This window comes from Paenibacillus sp. FSL E2-0178 (assembly GCF_038593005.1).
Lineage (GTDB): Bacteria > Bacillota > Bacilli > Paenibacillales > Paenibacillaceae > Paenibacillus_AQ > Paenibacillus_AQ phytohabitans.
Genome location: NZ_CP151953.1, coordinates 6,354,373 through 6,379,376, shown reverse-complemented (window position 1 = coordinate 6,379,376; position 25,004 = coordinate 6,354,373). Strand labels below are relative to the sequence as shown.

General features: G+C 53.0%; 23 protein-coding genes, 1 pseudogene and 1 riboswitch. Of the genes and pseudogenes, 5 read left to right on the top strand and 19 right to left on the bottom strand.

The annotated features are described in order from the left end of the window. Positions 1-68: 68 nt before the first annotated feature. A complete protein-coding gene (locus MHI42_RS27735) occupies positions 69-1,310 on the top strand; it encodes a GGDEF domain-containing protein (RefSeq protein WP_342421274.1) in 1,242 nt (413 codons plus the stop codon). An 866-nt stretch (positions 1,311-2,176) separates the two neighbouring features. Here the strand turns inward: MHI42_RS27735 and MHI42_RS27730 are convergent. From MHI42_RS27730 to hemA, 12 genes and pseudogenes are all read right to left on the bottom strand, one after another. Beyond that, positions 2,177-3,034: a neutral zinc metallopeptidase gene (locus tag MHI42_RS27730; RefSeq protein ID WP_342421273.1), complete on the bottom strand. Its 858-nt coding sequence runs from the start codon at positions 3,032-3,034 to the stop codon at positions 2,177-2,179. Positions 3,035-3,205: 171 nt separating this feature from the next. Further along, on the bottom strand, positions 3,206-3,760 hold the full coding sequence (locus MHI42_RS27725) for a hypothetical protein (protein WP_042217062.1): 555 nt from the start codon (positions 3,758-3,760) through the stop codon (positions 3,206-3,208). Positions 3,761-3,954: 194 nt separating this feature from the next. Further along, entirely contained in the window at positions 3,955-4,392 is a 438-nt protein-coding gene (locus MHI42_RS27720; protein ID WP_342421272.1) for a hypothetical protein, read from the bottom strand. Between the two features lie 864 nt (positions 4,393-5,256). Continuing rightward, positions 5,257-6,018, bottom strand: a pseudogene (locus MHI42_RS27715) (RNA pseudouridine synthase); the annotation flags it as partial. A gap of 86 nt (positions 6,019-6,104) precedes the next feature. Next, positions 6,105-7,406 (bottom strand): glutamate-1-semialdehyde 2,1-aminomutase, encoded by a 1,302-nt coding sequence (hemL, locus tag MHI42_RS27710; RefSeq protein WP_039300562.1) that lies wholly within the window; start codon positions 7,404-7,406, stop codon positions 6,105-6,107. Between the two features lie 44 nt (positions 7,407-7,450). Next, positions 7,451-8,449, bottom strand: a complete 999-nt coding sequence (hemB, locus tag MHI42_RS27705) for a porphobilinogen synthase (protein ID WP_342421271.1) — start codon at positions 8,447-8,449, stop codon at positions 7,451-7,453. A gap of 145 nt (positions 8,450-8,594) precedes the next feature. Beyond that, positions 8,595-10,142, bottom strand: a complete 1,548-nt coding sequence (gene cobA / locus MHI42_RS27700; protein WP_340985612.1) for a uroporphyrinogen-III C-methyltransferase — start codon at positions 10,140-10,142, stop codon at positions 8,595-8,597. Between the two features lie 27 nt (positions 10,143-10,169). Further along, the gene (hemC, locus tag MHI42_RS27695) at positions 10,170-11,171 is read right to left on the bottom strand and encodes a hydroxymethylbilane synthase (RefSeq protein ID WP_342421270.1); all 1,002 of its coding nucleotides are present in this window, start codon (positions 11,169-11,171) and stop codon (positions 10,170-10,172) included. A 16-nt stretch (positions 11,172-11,187) separates the two neighbouring features. Next, on the bottom strand, positions 11,188-11,385 hold the full coding sequence (locus MHI42_RS27690) for a hypothetical protein (RefSeq protein WP_342421269.1): 198 nt from the start codon (positions 11,383-11,385) through the stop codon (positions 11,188-11,190). 760 nt (positions 11,386-12,145) lie between these two features. Continuing rightward, a complete protein-coding gene (locus tag MHI42_RS27685) occupies positions 12,146-12,793 on the bottom strand; it encodes an NAD(P)-dependent oxidoreductase (RefSeq protein ID WP_342421268.1) in 648 nt (215 codons plus the stop codon). 416 nt (positions 12,794-13,209) lie between these two features. Then, entirely contained in the window at positions 13,210-14,034 is an 825-nt protein-coding gene (gene ccsA, locus MHI42_RS27680) for a cytochrome c biogenesis protein CcsA (RefSeq protein WP_039308088.1), read from the bottom strand. Positions 14,035-14,039: 5 nt separating this feature from the next. Further along, positions 14,040-15,431, bottom strand: coding sequence for a glutamyl-tRNA reductase (gene hemA, locus MHI42_RS27675; protein ID WP_342421267.1), 1,392 nt, complete (start codon positions 15,429-15,431; stop codon positions 14,040-14,042). A gap of 460 nt (positions 15,432-15,891) precedes the next feature. Continuing rightward, a riboswitch (purine riboswitch) is annotated at positions 15,892-15,994 on the top strand. A 118-nt stretch (positions 15,995-16,112) separates the two neighbouring features. Between hemA and MHI42_RS27670 the strand changes: the two genes are divergently transcribed. The 3 genes from MHI42_RS27670 to hpt are packed head-to-tail and all read left to right on the top strand — an operon-like array spanning position 16,113 to position 18,803. Further along, positions 16,113-16,673, top strand: coding sequence for a phosphoribosyltransferase (locus MHI42_RS27670; RefSeq protein ID WP_171718288.1), 561 nt, complete (start codon positions 16,113-16,115; stop codon positions 16,671-16,673). Between the two features lie 57 nt (positions 16,674-16,730). Then, positions 16,731-18,245 (top strand): IMP dehydrogenase, encoded by a 1,515-nt coding sequence (locus tag MHI42_RS27665; protein ID WP_342421266.1) that lies wholly within the window; start codon positions 16,731-16,733, stop codon positions 18,243-18,245. A 30-nt stretch (positions 18,246-18,275) separates the two neighbouring features. Further along, positions 18,276-18,803, top strand: a complete 528-nt coding sequence (hpt, locus tag MHI42_RS27660; RefSeq protein WP_171718289.1) for a hypoxanthine phosphoribosyltransferase — start codon at positions 18,276-18,278, stop codon at positions 18,801-18,803. A 166-nt stretch (positions 18,804-18,969) separates the two neighbouring features. Here hpt and MHI42_RS27655 read toward each other — a convergent pair whose 3' ends face one another. The 6 genes from MHI42_RS27655 to MHI42_RS27630 form a co-directional block, all read right to left on the bottom strand. Next, positions 18,970-19,203: a DUF2188 domain-containing protein gene (locus tag MHI42_RS27655; RefSeq protein WP_342421265.1), complete on the bottom strand. Its 234-nt coding sequence runs from the start codon at positions 19,201-19,203 to the stop codon at positions 18,970-18,972. 145 nt (positions 19,204-19,348) lie between these two features. Then, positions 19,349-19,615 (bottom strand): hypothetical protein, encoded by a 267-nt coding sequence (locus tag MHI42_RS27650; RefSeq protein WP_042139617.1) that lies wholly within the window; start codon positions 19,613-19,615, stop codon positions 19,349-19,351. A 170-nt stretch (positions 19,616-19,785) separates the two neighbouring features. Continuing rightward, the gene (locus tag MHI42_RS27645) at positions 19,786-20,565 is read right to left on the bottom strand and encodes a glucose 1-dehydrogenase (protein ID WP_340985593.1); all 780 of its coding nucleotides are present in this window, start codon (positions 20,563-20,565) and stop codon (positions 19,786-19,788) included. A gap of 191 nt (positions 20,566-20,756) precedes the next feature. Continuing rightward, a complete protein-coding gene (locus MHI42_RS27640) occupies positions 20,757-21,419 on the bottom strand; it encodes a tetratricopeptide repeat protein (protein WP_342421264.1) in 663 nt (220 codons plus the stop codon). 29 nt (positions 21,420-21,448) lie between these two features. Further along, positions 21,449-21,751, bottom strand: a complete 303-nt coding sequence (locus tag MHI42_RS27635; protein WP_342421263.1) for a hypothetical protein — start codon at positions 21,749-21,751, stop codon at positions 21,449-21,451. Positions 21,752-22,242: 491 nt separating this feature from the next. Then, positions 22,243-23,430, bottom strand: a complete 1,188-nt coding sequence (locus MHI42_RS27630) for a hypothetical protein (protein ID WP_342421262.1) — start codon at positions 23,428-23,430, stop codon at positions 22,243-22,245. Between the two features lie 185 nt (positions 23,431-23,615). On the opposite strand from MHI42_RS27630, the gene MHI42_RS27625 reads away from it, so the two are divergent. Next, entirely contained in the window at positions 23,616-24,455 is an 840-nt protein-coding gene (locus MHI42_RS27625) for a methyltransferase domain-containing protein (protein ID WP_342421261.1), read from the top strand. A 111-nt stretch (positions 24,456-24,566) separates the two neighbouring features. Here the strand turns inward: MHI42_RS27625 and MHI42_RS27620 are convergent, their stop codons facing one another. Continuing rightward, the gene (locus MHI42_RS27620; RefSeq protein WP_342421260.1) at positions 24,567-25,001 is read right to left on the bottom strand and encodes a hypothetical protein; all 435 of its coding nucleotides are present in this window, start codon (positions 24,999-25,001) and stop codon (positions 24,567-24,569) included. Positions 25,002-25,004 lie beyond the last annotated feature (3 nt).

Sequence of the window (25,004 nt, the reverse complement as noted above, 5' to 3'; positions counted from 1 at the left end):
TAACTTTATAATCAAAAAACGTCTTTTCGGTTATAATCGGTATAAATCCTGAAAGGAAAACTTCTGTCATGTCTAAAGCACGGGTATTTGACCTTTCCCTGTTTGCCGCTTCCGTTGCTATAGCCTTCATTCCCAAACATGCTATAGCTCTGGACGATACATATATCAAAGCGCTGGTGCTCTATACGATCTTCTCCAGCTTCTACTTTCAATTGCGCATCGTGACCCGGAGCGGGAATTCTACGATAGATTATGCTATCAGCTATACCTCTTCGTTCGGAATTTTCGCCGGACCGCTAGGCACCTTTCTGTTCGAAACCGTATACCGCTTCATTGTGTTTTTCTATAAAAAGAAGACAAAAACCGCCGATCCCGGCGAATTTCTCGATACCTTCTACAACATCGGGTCCTTCACACTGGGCGGCTCGGCCGCGTATTATCTGTACACTGTGCTTCACCCTTTTGCGGAGAGATTTCCGCTCGGATACTGGCTCCTGTTTCTCCTGGTCGTCTGTGTCACCACATTGCTGTCCTCCACGTTCCTGATCATAACCTTCGCGCTCTCTGGAGACATCAAGACACGTAAGGAAGCCCGTCACCTGCTGTTCCGGAGCCGTAACCTGCTTGATTTCAGCAAGGTAGCCCTGACCAATGCGCTGCTCCTGCGCCTGCTGCAAATGGAGAAATGGGAAATGCTGATTGCCCTCTTCCTGCTCAATTACATCGTCAGCCTCTCCTTCTATTCCAAATCGCAAAGCGCCCAGCACAAATATGAACGCGACAAGTTCGAGCAGATGGCTTACCGCGACTTCCTGACAGGAACCTATAACCGGGCCCACATGGACAAGATGATGAAGGAGCTGAACCAGAGCGGGGAATATATCGGAATTGTAGTGGCGGATATCGACCGTTTCAAAAAAATCAACGATTCCTTCAACCACGCCGTCGGTGACCGCGTCATTATTGATTTTGCCGATACACTGAAGCAATTTCTGCAGGAGGAAGACATCCTGTTCCGCAGTGGCGGAGAAGAGTTCACCGTGTTTCTCAGGAACAGAACCTTTGAGGAGTGCCAGTCACAGATTCAGGCAATCCTGGACAGCCTTCACGGACACAGCGTAGCCGCAGAATTCGAGGAACAGATGATCCGCGTGCCGTATTCCGCCTCTTTCGGACTGTACTATTACAAGGCAGACCCCGGCCAGAAGACTTCTATGGAAAAAGGCTATGTCTACGCCGACCAGCTTCTGCTTGAATCCAAAAAACTCGGCCGCAACCGGCTCTCGTACCGCAATGACCTTCGTCCGTAGCCGGACTTTAGAACGGTGAAGATCAGGTACGGGAGCGCTGTGCATTGCAAGCAAGAGGGAGCTGTCCCAAAAGCCATGAAATGGCTGCTTGGACAGCTCTTATTTTGGAGTAGGATCAACGTGAGCACTTGGGCGGACGCTCCGCTGTTTAAGCGGGAAGTAGTTTCTTCAAATCTTTCTAAAATCACAAAAGAAACCGTCCTTTGGTAAAATGGAGTTACCACACAACCTCCCGCCAAATGGTCAAAGCGGCACGTTAGAATATCCCTAAGCAAGCCGCAAATGAAAGAAATCACCCTAACGGGTGAATCAGCCCGAGCTATGCAGCTGATGTAGATTTTAAGCCCATCTCACATTGTTCTATTCTGACTGCTTTGTTTGGGGCAGCCTCCGGTAAAATCAGGGGCACTTTTGCCCCTCATTCCCACCTGCCGCCCACTTTTGGCGGATTCAGGGGCACTTTTGCCCCTCATTCCTGCCTGCCGCCCACTTTTGGCGGATTCAGGGGCACTTTTGCCCCTCATTCCCGCCTGCCGCCCACTTTTGGCGGATTCAGAGGGATTTATCCCTTTGTTTTTCCAAGCCTCCGACTTCCGGGAATTCTGTGGAATTCCGGATACAAGAACACATTCGTCTTTCAGACGGACCTGCTCCAATTTCCAGAGAAGCTTATCCACAACAGAGGAATATCGTAATTTCCTATACAAGAACAAAAACGCAAAGCAGCGATCCTCCAATGACCAAGAGAATCGCTGCTTTATTACATTTAAAGCTTTTGAGAAGACAGAGGGCCTGTCTTCGCCAGTAAAAACCAACATTGGGACGGATACGCTTGCCTCTACCGTTCAGTATCTACAGCTTAGCCTCTACAGCTCAGTGGCATTAAAAGTATCTCCACCTTCAATGGTGCCGGAGTTGAACCCTTTGTAGAACCAGCGTTTGCGCTGCTCGGAGGTGCCGTGAGTGAAGCTGTCAGGCACCACATAGCCTTGTGCCCGCTTCTGGATCGTGTCGTCCCCCACTGCGCTCGCTGCGGTTAAGGCTTCCTCCAGATCCCCTTCCTCCAGCAGGTTCATTCCTTGGGCATGCTTCGCCCATACCCCGGCATAATAATCGGCCTGCAGCTCAAAGCGGACCTGAACTTTGTTGAATTCGGTCTCGCTCAGGCTCTGGCGCAGCGAATTCAGCTGCTCGGAAGCCCCCAGCAGTGTCTGCACATGATGACCCACCTCATGGGCAATTACATAAGCCATGGCGAAATCGCCCGGCGCATTGAATTGCTGCTGCAGCTCGTCGTAGAAGCTGAGATCGATATACAGCTTAGCGTCCCCGGGGCAATAGAACGGCCCGACTGCCGAACTGGCGGTTCCGCAGGCAGAGTCCACGCTGCCGCTATAGAGTACCAGCGTAGGATCCTGGTACGTTTTTCCCTGCTCCTGGAAGACCTCGGACCAGACATCCTCGGTATCTGCGAGTACGACAGACACAAATTCCGACAATTCCTTCTCCTGCGCTGTCTGCTCATATGGTGCGTTAGAGCCGGTGCTGGAGCCTGTGGAAGTCAGATTGCCCATAATGTCACCGATATTCCCGCCGCTCAGCAGCGTAACGATCACCACAATAATAATCCCGCTAATTCCGCCGCCAATCAGCTTGCCGCCTCCGCCTCTGCTTCCTCTGCGGTCTTCTACATTCGAACTGCCTCTTCTGCCCTGCCATTTCATGGCCCAACCCCCAGTTATGAATTCCGGTTTACAGGATGTATTTCATCTTAATACTGTTATACCCATAAACGCAGGGGTCCCACTCGCCTCTCCCCGTAAAGCGGACATAAAAAAGACTCCCGCACAGCCGCAGCCGTGAAGGAGTCCCGTAAGCAAATATTAAAAGGGCAATTATTTGGCAGCTTTAGCAGCGTCCAAAATTGCTTTCAGATAGTTAGAGGTATCCACCAGAGTAGCACCGCTTACAGCATCAACTACTTGCTCTGCGGATTTCTTGCTAAGCGTCATTTCAAGGGATTTGATTGTTTTGCCTGTAGCGAATTTCTCAACGGCAGCAATGTTCTTGTCATAAGAAACTGTGGAGCCTGCTGCTTCAGCCATATGCTCGCTGTAGTATTTAGCGTTAGCTTTCTTGGAAGCCAGAACTACGTTAGGGTCTTTGTAGCCGTTCAGGCCAAAGTCTTTGTCGGAGTTAGGAACGCCAGTTGCTACATCTGTACCCAGGAATTGATAATCATCCAGCGAAGCTGCAACGATTACACCGTTCTGTACTACAGCAACAGCTACTGTGAAGCATTTGGTACCATGGGCAGCCGCTTCCACCCGGCCTACCTTAAGTGGTGCGCTCGCTGCAGATGTTACACTGTTCAGGGCGCCGCTGTTGCCTACCCCTACAAGTGCCAACGAGATACCAGCTACGAGCATTAGTTTTGTTACTTTTTTCACAAAGATTCCCCCAGTTAATGTTATGAGATACGCTTACATACTATATTTATCAATATATTGGATATCCGTCTGTTACAAATGTTACTAGTAAACTGCAAATAATTGGGATATGTAATTTTAACAGGGAAATGAAGGGATAACTGGAGGTGAAACGCGCTAAAAAGCAGATCGCCCCCATAATATCAGCAACAATATCAGCTGCAATTCTCTTTCACAGTCACTTTATTATTCGTTATCGTAACCTTGGAATATCCGGATAAAGATTCGGTGTAGGAGCATATTCCAACAGTTTGAGCTACCTCCGGCGCCCTTGGATCTGTATATTTCAGATAAATGCCCCCTTCGCCGCTTAAGCTAAGACGGGGTCTGATTTTGATTGTTTTTCCGCTGCTGAGCGTTTTCCCTAGTTCATCTGTGGAGGCACCGGCAGCTGCGTTCGTAACCACACCAGTCTCAAGGATGCTCAGATCAAAGTCTGACTCATTGTTTACTGTCACCTTGAAGCTCTGGAACTGGGCAGCCATACTCAAAATGCCGTATTTGCTGTTCAACTGTGCGGCCAGTATCAGTCCGGTGGCAATAACCGCTGCACCCAGTGCTGTTGCCAGGATTACTCTGCGACTCTGTCTCATAGACTCATCTCCTTTACAGTAAGACGAACAGCAACGCGGAAATGTATCAGCGGGACCCTGCGCTCCGCCGGAATATTTACAGCCGGATAGGCTTGGGTAACAGACCAGCAAGAGCTGGAGAAGAAATAGCGGCGTTGGCCTCGTTCTGCCAATCTCTGTCACTTCTATCAGACTGTTCTGCAGAAAGCAAAAAAAAGCAGCAACCTCCTATGGGAGAATCGCTGCTTGGTTAATTTACATAGCTTCGCGGATGACGATCAGCTGCTATATGAAATTCCATTTCAAATGGAAACTCGGTGATAGTTGTATTATGTACAATTAAAAACAGCGAAAAGAGCTGCTTGCCGCTTATAACTGTATTCTGTACAACTAAATTCGCACGAATCGGTGAAAATCTTCTATAACCGGCAGTTTAATTGCACGAAATACAACTAAACGGATAACCGGTTACTATTCAGCCGATTTAGTTGTACAAAGTGCAATTAAGCATGCCGCATACTCCTAAGCGTTATACTAGTTCAGCGGCTCCCCGCCTAATTGCATGCGAAGCTTCCGCATATCCTCCGGCCATGGATCGGATACTTCAACCCTGCTTCGGGTCCAGGGGTGGGCAAAAATAAGCTTCTCGCCATGCAGCGCCTGCCGGTCTGCACCTGCCGGCTTCGCCTTGGCCTTAAGCTTAATCTCCGGCCGGCCCGGACCAGCCAGCTTGCCTGGCTCCTGAAGTCCCGGTGTAATGCCCGCCTTCTCCTGCTCTTCGAACCAGGCTGTAATCGCCGACTTCACCTTACCCGGCTCCGTACGCAGCGGCAGCTTGTCGTTCTTGCTGCCGCCCGCACGGACACTGGCCGTATGCCAGCCGGGTCCGCCGTAGAGGTCATCCCCGTACAGCGGATGGCCCGCATGACTAAGATGGACACGGATCTGGTGCGTGCGCCCCGTCTCCAGCTGCACCTTCAGCACAGTTCCGCCAGGCAGCGCTTCCCGCCCTATGATTCGCGTGACTGCCGCCTGTCCTCCCGGAGAGACCCGCCGGCGCGCCGCATGATGGCGGTCACGGCCGATCGGGGCATCAATCACGGTAAGCTCAGGCGGCACAATGCCTTCCACAATCGCCGCGTAGAGGCGGGATACGGTTTTGTCTCGCATATCCTCGTCCAGCACAAGCTGGGCGTATTCGTTCTTCGCATAGAGCACAGGTCCTGTTGTATCCTTATCCAGGCGGTGAATATGGCGGACGGCTACTCCTCCGCCGGAAGCGGCGTAATGCGCTGCGACGATATGATCCAGCGTTACGCCTGCTCCGCTGCCATCCGGATGAACCGCCATGCCGGCCGGTTTATGGACCACGAGGCAGAAGTCATCCTCGTACAGTACTTCAAGCTCCTCCCATACCGGCTCAATACCTGCTTCCCGGTAAGGGAACAGGGATAGCATCAGCCGGTCGCCCTTCCACTGGATGCCGCCTTCGCGGCGCAGCCGTGCGTGCAGCTTCTCCGGCATCCCGGCCGTGCCGAGCAGCCAGGCGTCAATGGCTGCCTGCCTGTCGGCCGCAGCCGTAATCACCCGGCCCGGCATGACTTGAAGCCACTCTCCGCGCCGGATCCATTTGCCGCCGCCGGTGATGTTCCTGATGACCGCGCCAGTATTCCCTGCGTCTGCATCCGCTCCACCAGGGATACTTGTGCCGGACAACTCCTCCGGCCCGCCTGTCATAGCGACTTCAGGGCATTATAATGGCCCTCAATCGTATCATCAATATCCTGCTCGCTGTGCACAGCGGATACGAACATGCCTTCAAACTGGGATGGGGGAACGCTGATGCCCTGATCAAGCATTTTGCCGAAATAACGCTTGAACAGATCCAGGTTGCTGGTCTTGGCCGTCTCGAAGTTGACAACCGGTCCTTCAGTGAAGAACGGGCAGACCATAGAGCCCACACGGTTAATCGTGAGAGGGATGCCAGTTTCCTGCGCGTTACGCTTAAGGCCCGCTTCCAGACGTGCACCCAGCACCTCCAGACGGGTATATACTTCAGGTGTCAGCAGCTTCAGCGTGCTGTAACCAGCCGCCATGGCCAGCGGATTCCCGCTGAGCGTGCCTGCCTGGTAGATCGGACCAGAGGGAGCGATCTGCTCCATAATCTCTCTTTTGCCGCCATAGGCACCTACCGGGAGACCGCCGCCGATAACCTTGCCGAAGCAGGTCAGATCAGGGTCCAAACCGTACAACCCTTGCGCACAGCCGCGGTCCACCCGGAAGCCGGTCATCACTTCATCAAAAATCAATAGCGCGCCATACCCGGTCGTCACCTTGCGCAGACCCTCCAGGAAGCCCGGAAGCGGTGGCACTACGCCCATATTCCCGGCAATCGGCTCAACAATCACAGCGGCAATCTCATTGCCGTAACGTTCGAACGCGATTTTGACCCCTTCCAGGTCGTTGTAAGGTACTGTTATGGTATTGATGGCTACACCTTCAGGCACACCGGGGCTATCCGGCAATCCCAATGTGGCAACCCCGGAACCGGCTTTGATCAGCAGACTGTCGGCGTGGCCGTGGTAGGAGCCTTCGAACTTGAGGATTTTGCTGCGTCCGGTATATCCGCGGGCCAGCCTTATGGCGCTCATCGTAGCTTCTGTTCCCGAGTTCACCATGCGCACAATGTCCACCGATGCTACACGTTCCACGACAGTCTTGGCCATTTCGGTCTCCAGGAGTGTCGGTGCGCCGAAGCTTGTCCCTTTAACCGCAGTCTCCTGCAGCGCCTTCACCACTTCCGGATGGGCATGCCCCATAATCAGCGGTCCCCACGAGCAGACGTAGTCGATGAAGCTGTTGCCGTCGATATCGTAGATACGTGAGCCTTCGCCTCTGTCTACATAAACCGGGGTCAATCCTACGGATTTGAACGCCCGGACCGGGCTGTTGACCCCTCCCGGAATATACTGTTTCGCTTCTTCAAAAGCTGTGCGGGAAGCCTCTTCCCTGCGTGTAAGCGGCACATTGCCCATGCTTCTTCACTCCTGCTCTGCTGAATTATACAGCTGAATATAGTCTAGCCGCGCAGCCAGCGGGCTGCATCCTTGGCGAAATACGTAATAATAATATCTGCTCCGGCGCGCTTCATGCCGGTCAGCATTTCCAGGACAACTGCCTGCTCATCGATCCAGCCCTGCTGTGCAGCCGCTTTTACCATTGAATATTCACCGCTCACGTTGTAAGCCACCAGTGGCAGATCGAACTGGTCGCGGATCGTCCGGATGACATCCAGATAAGCCAGCGCGGGCTTAACCATCAGCATATCAGCGCCTTCCAGTACATCAGAATCGGCTTCGCGGATCGCTTCCCGCAGATTGGCCGGGTCCATCTGGTACGTCTTGCGGTTGCCGAATTGCGGTGCAGAATCTGCTGCTTCACGGAAGGGGCCGTAGAAGGCGGAGGCGTATTTTACCGAATAGGACATAATCGGCACATGCTCAAAACCATTCTCGTCAAGGCCGCTGCGGATCGCCTGCACGAACCCGTCCATCATATTGGAAGGCGCGATAATATCCGCACCGGCCCGGGCCTGGGATACCGCCGTGCGGATCAGCAGCTCCAGTGAAGCATCGTTGATAACATCACCGTGAACTACGCCGTCTACCGTATGGGTATGCACCATGCCGCAATGGCCGTGGTCGGTGAATTCACACAGACAGGTGTCGGCGACAACCAGCAGCTCGGGATACCACTGCTTAATCAGCCGGGTAGCCTCCTGCACAATGCCGTCCTCAGCGAATCCGGAGGAGCCGATGGCGTCCTTCGTTTCGGGAATGCCGAACAGCAATACGGCCGGAATTCCCAGGGAGGCAATCTCATCCACTTCCGCCTTCAGGGTATCCAGCGAGAAGTGATACACGCCGGGCATGGAGCCAATCTCATTCTTCACACCGGTACCGTAGGTTACAAATATCGGCTGGATAAAGTCCAGCACGTTCAGGACAGTCTCCCGCACCATTCCGCGGATTCCGGCTGTACCGCGCAAGCGGCGGTGTCTAGTTATTGGAAAGCTCATTGCTGTTTCCTCCTGTACAGTAAGTATTTAAACACATCTATCTGTCTCAAGCCTTATTCGAATATGAAAACACAAAATGCAATATTGAAATGCATTGTTCAAAATTGCAGGGCCCAGACTACATTAGCGGAAACCAGGCCGCAGGTTATCTGAGCCTCGTTGTTTCATTCCAGCGGCAGAGCTCCTGCACCAGCCCTTCGATCGTCGCTTCGTCCGGGAGCAAGCCCGGAGTCAACCCGGCCTCCACAGCAGTCTGTTCGGTTACCGGACCTATGCAGGCGATTTTGACCCCCGCCAGCAGCGTCAGCGGATCTTCCAGGCCCATCCGTTTCAGGATAGAGATGAAGTTGCGCACCGTGGAAGAGCTGGTGAAGGTGACCGCATGAATCCGTTTCTCTTCGAGCAGCTTCACCAGTTCAATATCATCTTCACCAGTAACCACAGTCTCATACGTATCCACTTCAGTCACTTCCAGCTCCAGCTCCTTCAGCTTGCCGGGCAGCCACTCGCGCGCCAGATCGCCGCGCGGCAGCAGCACCTTCTGCCCCGGCTGCAGCTGATCGCCGAAGGCTTCAATCAGTCCTTCTGCCTGGAACCGTCCAGGCAGCTCTTCGGCAATCAGCCCGCGCCCGGCAAGCGCCGCAGCTGTACCGGGTCCCACCGCGCATATCCGCGCGCGGTGCAGACCGCGCAGATCCGTCTTCAACTGCGCCAGATGGCGCATGAAGAAGTCCACGCCGTTCGGACTGGTGAAGAACACCCAGTCGTACTCTGGAAGCCGGCCAAGCGCTGAAGCAATCTCAGCCTGCTTGTCCGCATCACGCTGCATAACCGTCTCAATGACAGGGAACTCATATGGTTCGCCGCCAAGCTCCTCGATCCGGTCTACCAGTTCGCTGGCCTGGCTGCGGGCCCGCGTCACCACAATCCGCTTGCCGAACAGCGGCATCGCTTCAACCCACATGAGGTGCTCCCGCTGGAGCACTACATCGCCGACAACGATAACGGCCGGCGGCTGGAAATCCGCCGCCTTGACCTTCGCTTCAATGTCGGCAAGCGTGCCGGTTAGTGTCTCCTGATCGGCACGTGTCCCCCAGCGCACCAGCGCCACCGGCGTTTCCGGCGGACGCCCGTGCTTCATCAGCTGGGCGCTGATATATCCGATTTTGGCGACGCCCATCAGGAACACCAGGGTTCCCGTGGCATTCGTCACCTTATCCCAATGAATGGAGTGATCCAGCTTATCCGGACTCTCATGCCCGGTAATGATCGACAGGGAAGACGCAGCCTCCCGGTGGGTTACCGGAATACCGGCGTACGCCGGGACGCTGATAGCCGAGGTAATACCCGGCACAATCTCGTAGTAGATGCCATGCCGCCGCAGCAGCTCCGCTTCTTCACCCACCCGGCCAAAAATCACCGGGTCTCCGCCCTTAAGACGCACTACCGTTTTGCCCTCCAGAGCGAGATCGACAAGCAACTGATTAATGTCCTCCTGCTTCATCGTATGGCGGTCCGGCAGCTTGCCTACGTATATTTTCTCCCCGCCCGGCTTCATCCACTTCAACAGCCTTGGACTCGCCAGCCGGTCATAGACCAGCACATCTGCCTTCTGGATACACTCCAGACCTTTAACCGTAATCAGCTTGGCATCCCCCGGACCTGCACCTACAAGATAAACCTTCCCCGCCATCTCCGTCATCCCCCTATCACCTTATCCCTAAATATCCTGTCCCTTTACATCCGCCAAAATCTTCTCTGCGCCCCTGGCAATCAGCTTGCGGGCAACCTCCGCACCGAGCTGCACCGGATCCTTCCCGGTACAGGTTTCTTTAAGGATTACCGATCCGTCCGGTGTTCCCACCATTCCGGTTAAAGTGATTGACAGGCCGCCTTCTCCAGAAGTCCCGCCGGAATGAATAGTCCCGGTTGTTCCCGTTGTCACGGCTTCCTCCGTGTCCAGCACAGCGTAGGCGCCGATCGGCACCTGACAGCCGCCGTTCAGTGCGCCGAGGAATGTGCGCTCCGCCGTCACCGTAAGAGCGGTGCGCTCATCATTGTAGAGCGCGAGCAGCTTGCGCAACTCCTCATCGTCCTCACGGCATTCGATGCCGAGTGCTCCCTGGCCTACAGCAGGCAAGCAGACCTCCGGCGGCAGATAAGCCGTTACCCGGTCTTGCCAGCCCATCCGCGATAAGCCTGCCGCTGCCAGCAGAATCGCGTCGTATTCGCCGTTCTCCAGCTTCTTCAGCCGCGAGTCAATATTGCCGCGTACCGGCTCAATTACCAGATCCGGCCGGAGCGCGGCCAGCTGGCTGGAGCGCCGCAGGCTGCTTGTGCCTACGCGCGCGCCCTGCGGCAGCTCCTCCAGGCCAGCTCCGCTGCTTGAGATCAGGCAGTCCCGCGGATCTACCCGCTTCGGTACTGCACCATTAATCAAGCCTTCCGGCAATTCGGAAGGCATATCCTTCATACTATGTACTGCCATATCGATTTCTTTGGCCAGCATGGCCTGCTCAATTTCCTTCACAAAAAGACCCTTACCGCCCACCTTGGACAGTGTGACATCAAGAATCCGGTCGCCTTTGGTAACAATCTTATGCACCTCAAAAGTAAAATCAAACCCATGCTCCCCGCTAAGCCGCTCCAGATCGGCAATCACATGCCCTGTCTGCGTCAGCGCCAGCGCACTCTGTCTGCTGCCCACAATAATCTTCCGCATGAACCATTCCCCCTGTTCAAGTTACCTGCACCCGCCCTGTTTCCTGCACGATACCTCTCATTTGCTCAATTGTGTCACTATTGCTGGAATCAAGGGCACTTTTGCCCTTCATTTGCTCATTCGCGCTACTATTGCTGGAATTAAGGGCACTTTTACCCTTCATTTGCTCGTTCGCGCCAATTTCGCTGGAATCAAGGGCACTTTTACCCTTCATTTGCTCATTCTGGGCCACTATTGCTGGAATTAAGGGCACTTTTGCCCTTCATTTGCTCATTCGCGCCAATTTCGCTGGAATCAAGGGCACTTTTACCCTTCATTTGCTCATTCTGGGCCACTATTGCTGGAATTAAGGGGATTTATACCACTAATTTGTTCATTTCGGGCGGTTTTGCCCGAATTAGAGGGATTTATCCCTCTAATTTGCTCATTTCGGCGGATTTAGCCCGAATCAAAGGGATTTATCCCTCTATTTTACCGCACAACAGTCAGCTTTGGTCATTCCAGTCACATACCCGCGAATCCGCCCAGTTCAACGTCATAAACACATCCACTTATTCTACTTATTCGTCCATTTCTCTAATCATTCGGCGTTCGGCCGTTCGTCCATTTAATCGTCTATTCAATATGTGGACAGTCAGCATCGGCATCAGCCCGCCATTTCGTTTGTAGCAGCTTCAGCTGCACGATTCTGTCGGCAGCTTGAGTCAATTTCTGCCGCCGCTTAAGTCTTTGCAGACTTAGTTTTGAAGCAGTCTTAATGATTGATGAATTAGTTTTGAAGCAGCCATAGCAGATGCAAACTTACTCCACAATCGCAGCAGTTGTACTTGATGCTTGCTCTATCCGCTTGTTCGATCTACGTCTCCTGATGACCTGCTGCACCCGATCAATCGATCTACGCCTCCCGATGACCTGCTCCACCCACTCATTCGATCTACGCCTCCCGATGGGCCGACTCCACCCGATCATTCCGCCTACTCCTCACGGTTACACGCAATCCATGATTCTATAACCTCTGATGTCCATGGTAAAAAGGTGCCCTGTCTCATCTTATTCAACACATCCAGCTTCCCCAGCTTCCGGAGCAGCCGTGCGCGAACCTCGGGCGATGGCTCCAGCCGCTTGATTTCGGTGCGCAGCTCATACAGGAAATCCAGATAAGGCTCGTATTCCTCGCCTAGCAGCCCGGCGATCTGCGCCGTGATCTGTGCAGCAGCGGACGGTCCCGCCCCGGAGGTCGAGACCGCAACCGTCAACCGCCCCCGCCGGAGGATACCGGGCGTGATGAAGCTGCCCGCCTCGGCGTGGCTGGCCACATTGACCGGCAGGCCCAGCATCCGGGCCTCCCCGGCCACCGCTTCATTCACCGCCCTGTCGCTGCTGGCGGCATAGACCAAGACAGCTCCCTGGAGATCTCCGGGAGCATAGGGGCGGCTGACCCATTTCAGCCGCCCCTCCGCAGCCGCTGCGGACAACGTCCCGCTAAGCGCAGGACTGACAATCACCAGCTCCGCTCCTGCCTCCAGCAGCGGAGCCGCTTTACGTTCAGCCACAGTTCCGCCGCCGATCATTACCACCAGTCTGCCCTGAACATCCAGCATAATGGGCAAATATTTGCTCATCCCGCCTCACTCCAGCATCCGAAAATTAACTATACTCCACACCACAATACCCAGCTTGCTCAACTAAGAAATCAGTCCCCGGTTGCCACTACAGCAGGACAGCAGGACAGCGCACTAGAAAAGCTTTCTCATTAGGCCCATAGCACTTCAGTACAATAACTCGCTCATTAGCCACCATAGCACTTCAGACAATTGCCTGCGCTCCATAGCCGCCACAACCTGCCCGTATAACTTCCCGTTTCTTGCCTGTACATTCCAGCATAACCCCTTGCTTCTCATCCACCTGTGCTCTCGAGCACAATTCAGGCCACCACTGCACTTCAGCACACTACCGCCTCTGCACTTCAGCACACCAGCCACCACTGCACTTCAGCACACTACCGCCTCCGCACTTCAGCACCCAGCTTACAGCCCTACTACCCGCCCCATCCATGGAACTCAGACCATGAATTTAGCAGGAAATTAAGGATGATAAAGCCATAGCCGGTGATCGCCCAGCGTGCCATCGCAGTGCCGCTTCTGCGGCCGGAAACCTTCAATACTATATAGAGTATGTAGACTCCGAGGCCGATAAGCGTAGTCAGCACCTTCAGATCCTGAAACAGCGGCGTCCGCCCTTCCGCAATAATCGATAAGCCTGCCAGAATGAGCGAGGCCAGCAGCAGCGGCACACCGGCAAGGATAGCAGTATACGAATATTTGTCCATTGTCTCCAGGCTTGGGAGCCTGCGGACACGGTCATCCCACTTCTTATTCTTAAGCTTGGTATGCAGAAACAAATACATTATCGCAAATACGGTCCCCAGTGTCAGTGCGGCAAAGCTCAAATTGGCCAAAATCACATGCATCGCCAGCCAGCCGTGCACCGCACTCCAGCTCTGCAAGGCATGATCCTCTGCGGTCAGCCATACCCGGTTCAGCAGAAACACGCTGAACCCTGCCATGCTGAGCAGCAGAATCGTAAACTCGCCGCCCCGCGTGTACGCAACGGCAAGTGAGATCACCACCATACTGAAGGAGAACCAGAACAGGAAGTCGTACGGTGTGAAGATCGGCAGACCGCCCTCCTGGGAGAAGCGGATCGCCAGCCCTGCGAGCTGCAGCAGGCCCACAACAGCAAGAAGCCCTGTGCCCAGCCGCTTTCCGCCCGGATTGCGCCGAAGGCAATCCGAGAAAACAAACAGCAGGCTCAGGGCATATAGCAGCAGAGCGGCATCATATATTCCGTTCAGCAGTTGCATGTCGCTCACCCGCCCAGCAGGCCGGCCGGAGCAAACACCGCCCCCGGCACCGCGAACTTTCCGCCGGAGGATATTTCAGCAGGCGCCTCCTCAACCGGTACAGCACTACGGTCATCCGGACCCGGGTCCAGCTGCTCCTGCAGTGCAAAAATCTGGGTGAAGTACTCCAGAGCTTCATTCCCCTGCTTCCCGCCGGACAACTCCTTGATGACATTAATCGGATCATGCATCATCTGGTTCACAATACTTTTGGTCAGGCGTCGGATGACCTTACGCTGATGCTCATCCAGTTCAGGCAGCTTGTTGAACAGACTGTCCATCGTTTCTTCATAAATCCCGTTCGACTTGTCCTGCAGCGCACGGATCACCGGTCTGACACCGAGCGTCTTCAGCCACAGCTGGAATTCATCCATTGCCTCACTGATCATCACTTCAATCTTGGCCGCTTCACTGCGGCGCATTTCCAGATTGCTCTCCACAATGCCTTCCAGATCATCGATATCATAGAGGAAGACATCCGGCACACTTGCCGCAGCCGGGTCAATATCACGGGGCACGGCGATGTCGATCATGAACAGCGGCCGTGACGGCCGGCGCTTCATCCCTTCAGCCACTTGGGCAGCCGTCAGCACATAACCGTCCGCTCCCGTGGAGCTGATCACAATATCCACTTCATCCAGACGCTTCAGCGCTTCCTCAATCGTACTCGGCTTGCCCGAGAACTTCTCGGCCAGTTCCACCGCCCGGGACAACGTCCGGTTGGCGACGATAACCTCAGCCGCGCCGCTGCTGTACAGATGCTTCACCGTCAGCTCGCTCATTTTGCCGGCGCCGAGAATGAGCACTCTTTTGCCGGTAAACATCCCGAAGATCCGCTTGCCCAGCTCCACCGCTGCATAACTGACCGAAACCGCACTTTCGCCGATAGATGTTTCGCTATGTGCACGTTTGCCGAGTGTCACGGCCTGCTTGAACAGCCGGTTGAACCACGTTCCGGTTACACCCTCCGCCTGGGCAGTCAAAAAAGCACTGCGTACCTGTCCCAGGATCTGCGTCTCGCCGATCACCATGGAATCCAGGCCACAGGTTACACGCAGCAGGTGGGCAATCGCCTGCTCGTCTTCATATATATACATATGCTGCGCAAATACATCACTTTTTACACCGAACCACTGCTCCATGTAGCTGCGGATGAAATATCCGCACATATGAAGGCGGTCCACGACCACATAAATTTCCGTCCGGTTACAGGTGGCGACTACGACCCCTTCCAGAACGCTCTTCGTCTGCATCAGCTGATGAAGCGCAGCAGGCAGATCCTTCTCGGCAAAAGCGAACTGTTCTCTCACCTCTACGGGAGCCGTACGGTAATTCAGGCCAACGACGACAATATGCATCGCTTGTTCACCATCCTAATCTCTATTCATTGGTGTAGGCACTGTTACTGCTTGTTAGCATGTATTAGTATCAATTTCACAAGATCTCAAATCGCTGTGTTAAGTATATCACATCAAAATACGGCTTTTTACAAAACCTTTGAACTATTTATGAATTGCAGATAATAATTATTATAAATAAAAATCCACCAAAGCACCATGCTTTAGAATGGGTTATTTAGAGTTTTTTTATGAATCCGCAGGTTATCTGTATTAAATATAATCCGGTGAGGGTCCGGAACAAATAAACCGGCTTAAAAATCATTTCGATCACACGCACGTCACCTTACATAACATTAAAACAAGATGTTGACACACATTATTGCGGATGATAGCATATAACAAATGAACCGCGTAATATTATATAACACAGTAGTCGAAAACAATCATTCATAAACTATCCGAGTCATTAATATGTCATATTATCTAATTAAATATCTCTTGTATAAGCTCGTTAATTTGGAATGAGCGTATCTACAGGCAACCGTAAATTGCCCCAGGCTACAAGAGGCCAGACAAGACACTGGAGCAACCAGTGAAGGGAACACGGCTATGCCCGGCTTCTCCTCCTGACGTACCAGTCTTGTCCTGCGCCTCTTGGTCCTGGGGTTTTTGGCATCTATAATAGAAGGAGTGAGGGCAATGAGTGCATCCTACGCACGGTTAAGTGAATCGATCAGCCAAGCCAAGAATGTGAGGATCTACAAGAATAAAGATACCGCCTATGACTTTAAGCTGTACCCTTTCGGAGAACGCGGAACTTACATTGCCCCTGAGCTGATCAGCGAGATTACCGACAGTCTGGCAGAGGCCGTTACGGAACAATTCCCGGAGTTCGATTACATCGTATCGCCTGAACCGGGCGGGCATACCTGGGGCATGCTTGCAGCCTACAAGCTGATGAAGCCGATGAATATCCTGCGCCTCAGCACGGAGCTGTATGAGAATTACGAGGTCAGCATCAAACGCGAGACGGCGTATAACGAAAATTATATTTATTTTGACGGATTCTCCGCCGGTGACCGCGTGCTGCTGCTGGATGATGTGATTAGTTCAGGCGCTACCATCCGCTGCATCGCTGAGCAAATGTCCGTTATGGGCATTGAGCTTGTCGGTGTGCAGGCAATTCTGGCCAAAGGGGAACACTACAAGCAGCTGGAAACGGACATCGGGGTGCCGGTAAGGTTTCTATCCAAGGTATGAAGTGTATAAATCAACAACCGCAGAATTGATGAAACTTTAGCAGGGGAGTGACAAGCCATGGCTTATTATTATGAGCAGCCTTCAAGAACCTTCAGTGAGTTCCTGCTGGTGCCCAGTCTGACCACCAAAGATTGCATCCCGGGGAATGTCGATCTCCGGACGCCAGTAACCAAATTCCGCAAGGGCGAGACTCCGGCGCTGACCATGAATCTGCCTGTTACCTCAGCGGTCATGCAGGCCGTATCCGACCATAACATGGCGATTGCTCTGGCCAAAAGCGGCGGCATCTCCTTCATCTATGGCTCGCAGTCGATCGAGCAGCAGGTCGAGATGGTCCGCCGGGTCAAGAAGTTCAAAGCCGGCTTCGTCCTCAGCGACTCCAATCTGAAGCCGGAGGATACACTGCAGGATGTACTGGCGCTGAAAGCGCGCAGCGGCCACTCCACCATTGCCATTACCGACAACGGGGAACCGACAGGCAAGCTGATGGGCATTGTCACAAGCCGTGATTACCGCGAGAACCGTCTGCCGCCGGAGTGCCCGATCACTGAATTTATGACGCCGTTATCTTCACTGATCTATGCCGAAGAAGGCATCACCCTAACCGAAGCCAATGATATGATCTGGGATCATAAGCTGAACTGCCTGCCGATTGTTAATGCCAGCGGCCATCTCGTCCACCTTGTGTTCCGCAAGGATTATGACAGCCATCAGGAGTATCCGCTGGAGCTGCATGATGACAACAAACAGCTCATTGTCGGCGCGGGCATCAACTCCCGGGATTACAAGGAGCGCGTACCGGCGCTGGTGGAAGCCGGGGCGGATGTCCTGTGCATTGATTCCTCTGACGGTTATTCCGAATGGCAGGCCGAAACCATCCATTATATTAAGGATACTTTCGGGGAGAAAGTGAAGGTTGGGGCGGGCAATGTCGTCGACAAGGAAGGTTTCCTGTACCTCGTGGAAGCCGGGGCGGATTTCATCAAAGTCGGTATCGGCGGCGGCTCCATCTGTATTACCCGGGAGCAAAAAGGAATCGGACGCGGCCAGGCCTCCTCCGTCATTGAAGTCGCGGCCGCCCGCCAGGAATATTATGAGCAGACCGGCATCTATGTCCCGATCTGTTCCGATGGCGGGATTGTCCATGATTACCATATTGTGCTGGCGCTGGCGATGGGTGCTGACTTCGTGATGCTGGGCCGCTATTTTGCCAGATTCGATGAAAGCCCCGGACGCAAGCTGCTGGTCGGCGGGAACTTCGTCAAGGAATATTGGGGTGAGGGGTCGAGCCGCGCCCGCAACTGGCAGCGTTATGACTTCGGCAATGCCGACAAAGAGAGCAAGCTGGAGTTCGAGGAAGGCGTGGATTCCTTCATTCCCTATGCCGGCCGGCTTAAGGATAATCTGGATCTCAGTATCAGCAAAATCAAATCAACCATGTGCAACTGCGGCTCGCTGACCATTCCGGCACTGCAGAAGCAGGCGAAGATTACATTGGTTTCCTCCACAACGATCTTTGAAGGAGGCGCACATGATGTTATGCTTAAGGAAAAGGACAGATCATCCTCCTGATCACATCCTAATCCATAAGGAGCGTCAACCATGACACAAATTACCAAAGTTCTGGTCAGCAAGGACCAGCTGCAGCAAAGAGTTCAGGAACTGGGCGCTGAAATCTCGCGTGACTATGAAGGCAAAGAGCTTGTACTAATCGGTATTCTTAAGGGCGGCGCTGTATTCATGTCCGACCTGATGCGCGAAATCACCCTTCCGGTCGGCATTGATTACATGTCAGTTTCCAGTTACGGGGCAAGCTCCACTTCCTCCGGAGTGATCACGATCAAGAAGGATATCGATACCGATATCCGCGGCAAACATGTGCTGCTCGTCGAAGATCTGATCGACACCGGCCTGACTCTGCAGCATCTGAGGCAGCTGTTCGCCCTGCGCGAAGCTGCAAGCGTCCGTATCTGTACCATTCTAAGCAAACCTTCCCGCCGCCTGGTCGAAGTTCCGGTCGAATACTGCGGCATTGACATTCCCGATGAATTCGTTGTCGGCTATGGTCTGGATTACGCCGAGCAATTCCGCAATCTGCCTGAGGTGTGGATTGTGGAGACGGGCGATTAAACTAAGCTTGCTTCATAAGTTTAGTCCTCATCACTGTTGGATTTTAAGCTAATTCCTGTTTGTCATTGAAACACCTTAAGCGCAGCAAAAACACCCGCAGACTGGAGATCGGTTATCTCTGGCTGCGGGTGTTCGGTTAATTATGTTTATTCAGCTTGCCCTGTGGTCAGCCCTTTGGCGGAAAAGGATCATTGCCATAGCTGACCGATTCGGAGATTCTGCCATCCTTGTTGTGAATCTTCAGCTCGGTATGAGCCTTCTTCGCTTCTGCTCTACCGGCGCGTTCAACTTCTTCCTTGGTGTGGTGATGGCTGAGTTTCCCGCCTCCGCTCCCCTGAATGTCCCAGCCTCCGTCTTCCCCCGGAGTGATGTGGATGTTATGTTTGCGCTTATCTTCCATGGAGCCGCTCCTCCTCTCATACTTCTTATCCCCTGAGTTCATGCATGCCCTTTATTAACCGCATTAATTCTTGTGCAATCAACAAGACGCTGCCAGGGGATAACAAATTCAAGCCGAAGATAGCAGGCGCTCCTGCCGCCGGGCGCTAGTAACTGCGGCTGTCCTGAACATGAATATAGTTAACGCCTTGTGCGGTCAGTTTAGAGCCGCTCGTATTCGCAACGCGGACTGCTTTTTTCCCTTTGCCGCTGAGGGAGAAACTGATATTATTGGCCAGCTTATTCTCCACAATCTGTTCCAGTGCACTATGATATCCCCCGATTGTTATACCCTCCAGGTTCTCCAGCACCGGTTCTTTGCCCTCTTCAATCGTCTTGAGAATTTGATAGATCAACGACTTGCTTCCGTCCATCTTCCATTCGCCTCCCGGGTCTATTGTGAGCGTTTACATTCCTTTCAGCTGCGTACACAAAGTGAATACTTTTGTATATGTATGTCTTATTCGACAATGTATACCCATTACCTCTTATTGGAAAAGCGGAAAAAAGCACCGGTTAAGGTGCTTCTCTCATTAAAACGCGCTTATGCATTCTGCCGGTAAACCGGTGCACCCAGGGGAGAGCTGCCCGCTCCGCCGTCTACAGCGATATCGGCACCTTGGATATAAGAGGAATCATCCGAGGCCAGGAACAGCGCCACCTTGGCAATCTCTTCCGGATCACCCGCACGGCCCAGCGGAATGGAAAGCGACATGCCTGCTTCCACCTGGCTCCAGTTATCCATCGCGGATTGCCCCCAGATGGGTGTGCGCGTCACGCCAGGGGCAATGTTGTTAACCCGGATGCCCAGCGGGGAGAGCTCCGAAGCCAGCACTTTGGTCATGCTGCTGACCGCCCCTTTGCTGGCGGCGTATGCGGAGTTGCCAGGTCTGCCAGCCTTCGCCAGTACGGAGCCGGTCAGAATAACTGATGCCCCGGCCTTCAGATGAGGCAATGCGGCCTGAACGGTGAAGAAGACACCGGTCACATTAATCTTGAGCACTTCCTCGAAAGTAGCCAAGTCTGTGCTGCCGAGTGGTGTTGAAGCCGCTATGCCTGCATTGGCATAGACAACATCCAGTCTGCCGAATGCCTCCATGGCTGCATTCACAGCCGTCACAGCACTCTGCGGATCTGTCGCATCGGCCTGAACCGCAATGGCATGCTCCGCGCCCAGTTCTTCTACCGCCGCCTGCAAAGATACCGGATTGCGGCCGGTAATAACGACTCTAGCACCTTCAGCAACAAACAATTTGGCGGCAGACAACCCGATTCCGCTATTCCCTCCTGTAATCAAGGCAACCTTACCCTCAAGCTTCCCCATCGTGAACACTCCTTAAGTTATAAGTTTATTTGTTGTTACTTGTTACTGTGTAATCAGGCTTCTGGTTGTTTTTGAGACCGAACGTTCTACTATTATCAAAAAAAATTTATCCGCCTCACGTTTGCAATCTTAGCATATCGAGAACGAACGGTAAAGTATTAATTTCACCGTGTTCCCAATAAGCCCCTCGCTTAACTCTCTCCATGAATTTGCCTGGTCACCGAGACCTCCAGCTTCTCAATAAAGCGCAAAGCCTGATTGCTGCCGGGCTCAAGCTCCAGCAGTTTACGGGCTATTCTTAGTGCCATCTCATAGTCTTTCAGTTTAGCATGGCAATAGATGATGCCGGTCATGCACTCCGTTTCATCCGGCTGGATTTTGGCCGCCAGCCCGAATGCATCCAGCGCCGCCCTAAATTCACGCATTTCCAGAAGAACAAGACCTTTATTACGCACAGCATCATAAAAGGACGGATCCAGTTCAGAGGCTCTCTCAAACTCCTTGAAGGCCGACTTGGAATCAGACATCCTAACGTAACACATTCCCAGGTTCAGATGCGTTTCAGACTGCGCTTCATTGAGCTTCAAGGATTGTTCATAACATTGCTGCGCCTGGACATAGTCCTCAACCTCATAATAATAGGTTCCCATATAATATAGAGCATCTTCACTGGCCGGATTCATTCTCAGAGCTGTCTCATAATAATGGAACGCTTTGTCCAGCTCCCCCAGTCTGAAATACACCCGGCCGAGATTAAACACTGGTCTTTCCCACTCCTCCGTGAACAGTGCAAGCGCGCGAACGAAATCCCCGCTGGCATACGCTTCTTCACCCTGATCGTAATGACTATCCACTTCCATCCCCTCCCTTTTATCCAGCTCCTCTATATAGACAGCCATGCAAAAAGGAACAGATATCCCGCGATCCACAGCAGCGCAGCAATAATAATTAAAGCCCCTAAGTACCCCACCCAGCTGGCCGGTTTCCAGTTAAATTTAAAAATACAAAGCGAGACAACAATCAGAGCCGCCGATGGAATTCCAACAATTTGCAGCACTACCGTACTGATGATATCCATGACCCATCCCTGGGTAAGCCAATGATTCGTCAGCATGAAAAAGAACACGATTGATGCGATATTCAGCACAACAGCGCTGATCCATAGTATTTTAACGGCTTTAACCATGCTCCACCTCCCACCTCTATCTCATTACCCAGCATACGGGTAAATTTTTCACAGCACCAGATATTCTGCAAATTGGATTGAAACAGGGCATCTGCTATTTAACCCCCGTAACTACATTTGCCCCTACTCTAACTGTACTTTCTGCAACTAAAAGTGATTTTTAATCACTCTTGAGAACTTTAATTGCAGTTCGTACACTTAAAAAATCCACTTTTGCCATAAAGGTACACTTTCCTCAATTTTAGTTGTACAGAATACACTTCGCCCGGTAAATCGGGTTTTTCTTAGTCTTTTAATTGCAGGAAATACAGTTATCCATTGACGCTGAACGGATGCCGAACGAACCGCTTTATAATCTCCGTACGCAGGCTTCCGCTTTATAAGTCATGTACATTTTTCAGTTCAATCAATATATATATATCTATGGTGTACAAAAAAAACGGGTCCGCCCCTCGCCAGGACGACACCCGTATCTTCATTCATGAGAAATCTTACCGCCCCGTAGTCTCAAAAGAAAACTTGGACGTCCAAGTGGCACCTGCATCCTTCGTCACATAAAGTGTCGAGCTGTTCAGGTCTCTCACCGCAAGCCAGCCTTGATTATGATCGGTGAAGGAGATCGTTCCTTCGAAGCCGGGAACCGTCATCTGATTACTCCAGGCCTGCCCGTTATTCTTGGTGAATCCGATCCCCACTTGTTCCGCTGCAGGCTGGAATCCCACCAGGAAAGCCGTTGTTTTGCCGATCACCACCAGATTGCCGGGGCTGCCCGAAGCGGGCCCCTTCTTCACCTTGGCCGCGCCGCTTCCCGGAGCCGGACCGCCTCCAGCCGTCTCTTGGGCAATCACCCGGGTCCAGCTGCCGCCGGAGTTAGCGCTGCCGTAGAGCGAATACGAAGTCTGAGACATTCCGTAACCGCCGTACAGTACGGCATACACCTGACTGCCGTTCGCATAGATTTGTCCGAATGAGGGTTCAGCGTAAGAAGATTTCAGCATCAGCTTCCAGTTCGTTCCGCCGTCTGCCGTCCGCATCACCTGATACCCGCTGCCCGGTACAACGACCACGGCCCATCCGCTGCTCAGGCTGGTGAAATACGCTCCGCGCGTATTCGCAGGGGTCTTAATCAGACTCCAGCTTTCTCCGCCGTCATTCGTATAATAGGTGGACGCACGGTTGTAGCCGAATCCTTTGCTGCTGTCCAGAAACTCCACCCGCTCAAAGGTCACAGCCCTATTCGACAGCCTTTTCCAGGTAGAGCCTCCATCCGTGGTCCGGATCAGATATTTAGCCTGACCGTCATTGACCGCGGCAAGCGCCCAGCCATGGATATTATCAGGGAAGTCGATCTGTTGAAAGCTCCACTGCCCTTCATAAATCTTCTGGAAATGGCAGCCTCCGTCCGAGGTTCCAATCAGGAATCCGTTCCCGGCTGCCCGCCCCGTATCTGCACTCAGAAACTCTACATCAGAGAAGCTAAGTGGGATCGCATCTGCTCCGCTGTGTGCTGCCTGCAACTCCTGAAGCAGCCCATGATCTCCCGTGCTGCAGGACGGATCCGGGGTTGGCGCCGGCGCCGCCGCCTGCACCGGAGAAGCCGAGGTCCCCCAGCCTAGAGTAAGGAGACTAGCGGTAAGGAGAGTTAATGTGATCTGCTGCAATCTGGTTGTCCAATTCATTGGTGACACCTCCTAGAATATATATACCCTGTATGCGGACTGCTACTCTGCGCTGTGTAATTGCTTTTCCGGCACAAATCCATTAAATGGAGAAACAGCTTGCGTTAATCCCGGACCCGGATAACAATAGGCTTACATTAGCCCTGTCTATGCAATAAAGTCAAGTTGAAGAAAGGGAGTTGCACATGAGCATTCAAGATGAGATTGTTGCTTGTATGGCCATACATGGCGGCGATGTACTTACACAGGAGATTCAGACTGCCCACCGGCTGAGGCTGGCAGAATTCTGGGGGATATCGCCTGGAGACCAGATTCTGGAGATCGGCTGCGGGCAGGGGGACACCACAGCTGTTCTGGCATATATGGCCGGTGAGAACGGATATGTTCATGCCATTGACCAGGCTTCCCCGGATTACGGCGCTCCCTTGACCCTGGGTCAGGCAGCGGCTCATTTACAGCAGTCACCGCTTGGCGGCCGGATTCATTTCGAGTTCGGGAAGGATCTGCTGTCACCGGAGGTGGACTATCCTGAACATACATACGATCTTGTGGTATTGTCTCATTGCTCGTGGTATTTCCAGTCCTCGCAGCAGCTGGCGGCTGTCCTGCAGAAGGCGCGGAGGTGGGGCAAGAAGCTCTGTTTCGCCGAATGGGATACCCGGATCACCGACACTGCACAGCTGCCGCATTTGCTGGCTGCTCTCATCCAGGCCCAGATTGAAGCATTCAAGCAGGGGAGCAGCTCCAACATCCGCACTCTTTTCGTGCCAGCTGATCTTAGAGACCTTATCGCACAAGCCGGGTGGACAGTGACCGCCGAGGATACCATCCATTCCCCCTTGCTGCAGGACGGACGCTGGGAAGTGGGCTTCACCCTGCAGGAGAGCCTGCAGGAAGCAGCAGAGGCTCCAGGGATCCCGCCCAAGCTAACCGAACTGGTGCAATCGCAAATCCGGCTGCTGCAAGAAGTCTCAACCGTTCCGAATGTTCCCCCGATGCCGACGTTTCTATTGGTTGCCGAGTAACAGCAGAATAAGCAGAGAACGCTTGCTAAGACAAGCGTTCTCTGCTCCCATGGACCAGGGTCCAAGACCTGCGTTCAAGACGTGAATTCAAGCAAATCCGTATCAGGGCCTCTATACTTGTACACGCTGAGTCAGAATGCAGTATTGCACAGTCAGTTCCCGCAGCACAGACTTCAGCACGCCTTCCAGCGAATTCTCCCATACATACGTATCCTGCTTCAGGTAATTCAGCACCGTCTTGCAGCTGTGATCGAAGCTGTTAATATGGCAATGATTATCCTTGTCCTCGAAATCCAGGCGCATTCTGGTAACCAGTGTCATATAATCCTCAATTAGAGCTTCCCTTACACCATCGCCTGCCCGGACAACCTTGTCCCACATGTAGATGCCGCCTTCAATCATCTCAGAAGAATTCTCCACCAGCACAAGCCGTGAACTCACTCCGATCAGCAGCTTAATCCGCTCACTAATCTCCCGGTAATCCTCTTGTATCCCTTGTATTCCTTCTATTCCTTGTATCCCTTGTATTCCTTGATTGTTACTCACGCG

Bases quoted from the DNA above. Each gene is read 5' to 3' on its own strand.
- MHI42_RS27735 (WP_342421274.1), top strand. From the start codon at position 69: ATGTCTAAAGCACGGGTATTTGACCTTTCCCTGTTTGCCGCTTCCGTT.
- MHI42_RS27730 (WP_342421273.1), bottom strand. From the start codon at position 3,034: ATGAAATGGCAGGGCAGAAGAGGCAGTTCGAATGTAGAAGACCGCAGA.
- MHI42_RS27720 (WP_342421272.1), bottom strand. From the start codon at position 4,392: ATGAGACAGAGTCGCAGAGTAATCCTGGCAACAGCACTGGGTGCAGCG.
- hemL (WP_039300562.1), bottom strand. From the start codon at position 7,406: ATGGGCAATGTGCCGCTTACACGCAGGGAAGAGGCTTCCCGCACAGCT.
- hemB (WP_342421271.1), bottom strand. From the start codon at position 8,449: ATGAGCTTTCCAATAACTAGACACCGCCGCTTGCGCGGTACAGCCGGA.
- cobA (WP_340985612.1), bottom strand. From the start codon at position 10,142: ATGGCGGGGAAGGTTTATCTTGTAGGTGCAGGTCCGGGGGATGCCAAG.
- hemC (WP_342421270.1), bottom strand. From the start codon at position 11,171: ATGCGGAAGATTATTGTGGGCAGCAGACAGAGTGCGCTGGCGCTGACG.
- MHI42_RS27690 (WP_342421269.1), bottom strand. From the start codon at position 11,385: ATGAAGGGTAAAAGTGCCCTTGATTCCAGCGAAATTGGCGCGAACGAG.
- MHI42_RS27685 (WP_342421268.1), bottom strand. From the start codon at position 12,793: ATGAGCAAATATTTGCCCATTATGCTGGATGTTCAGGGCAGACTGGTG.
- ccsA (WP_039308088.1), bottom strand. From the start codon at position 14,034: ATGCAACTGCTGAACGGAATATATGATGCCGCTCTGCTGCTATATGCC.
- hemA (WP_342421267.1), bottom strand. From the start codon at position 15,431: ATGCATATTGTCGTCGTTGGCCTGAATTACCGTACGGCTCCCGTAGAG.
- MHI42_RS27670 (WP_171718288.1), top strand. From the start codon at position 16,113: ATGAGTGCATCCTACGCACGGTTAAGTGAATCGATCAGCCAAGCCAAG.
- MHI42_RS27665 (WP_342421266.1), top strand. From the start codon at position 16,731: ATGGCTTATTATTATGAGCAGCCTTCAAGAACCTTCAGTGAGTTCCTG.
- hpt (WP_171718289.1), top strand. From the start codon at position 18,276: ATGACACAAATTACCAAAGTTCTGGTCAGCAAGGACCAGCTGCAGCAA.
- MHI42_RS27655 (WP_342421265.1), bottom strand. From the start codon at position 19,203: ATGGAAGATAAGCGCAAACATAACATCCACATCACTCCGGGGGAAGAC.
- MHI42_RS27650 (WP_042139617.1), bottom strand. From the start codon at position 19,615: ATGGACGGAAGCAAGTCGTTGATCTATCAAATTCTCAAGACGATTGAA.
- MHI42_RS27645 (WP_340985593.1), bottom strand. From the start codon at position 20,565: ATGGGGAAGCTTGAGGGTAAGGTTGCCTTGATTACAGGAGGGAATAGC.
- MHI42_RS27635 (WP_342421263.1), bottom strand. From the start codon at position 21,751: ATGGTTAAAGCCGTTAAAATACTATGGATCAGCGCTGTTGTGCTGAAT.
- MHI42_RS27630 (WP_342421262.1), bottom strand. From the start codon at position 23,430: ATGAATTGGACAACCAGATTGCAGCAGATCACATTAACTCTCCTTACC.
- MHI42_RS27625 (WP_342421261.1), top strand. From the start codon at position 23,616: ATGAGCATTCAAGATGAGATTGTTGCTTGTATGGCCATACATGGCGGC.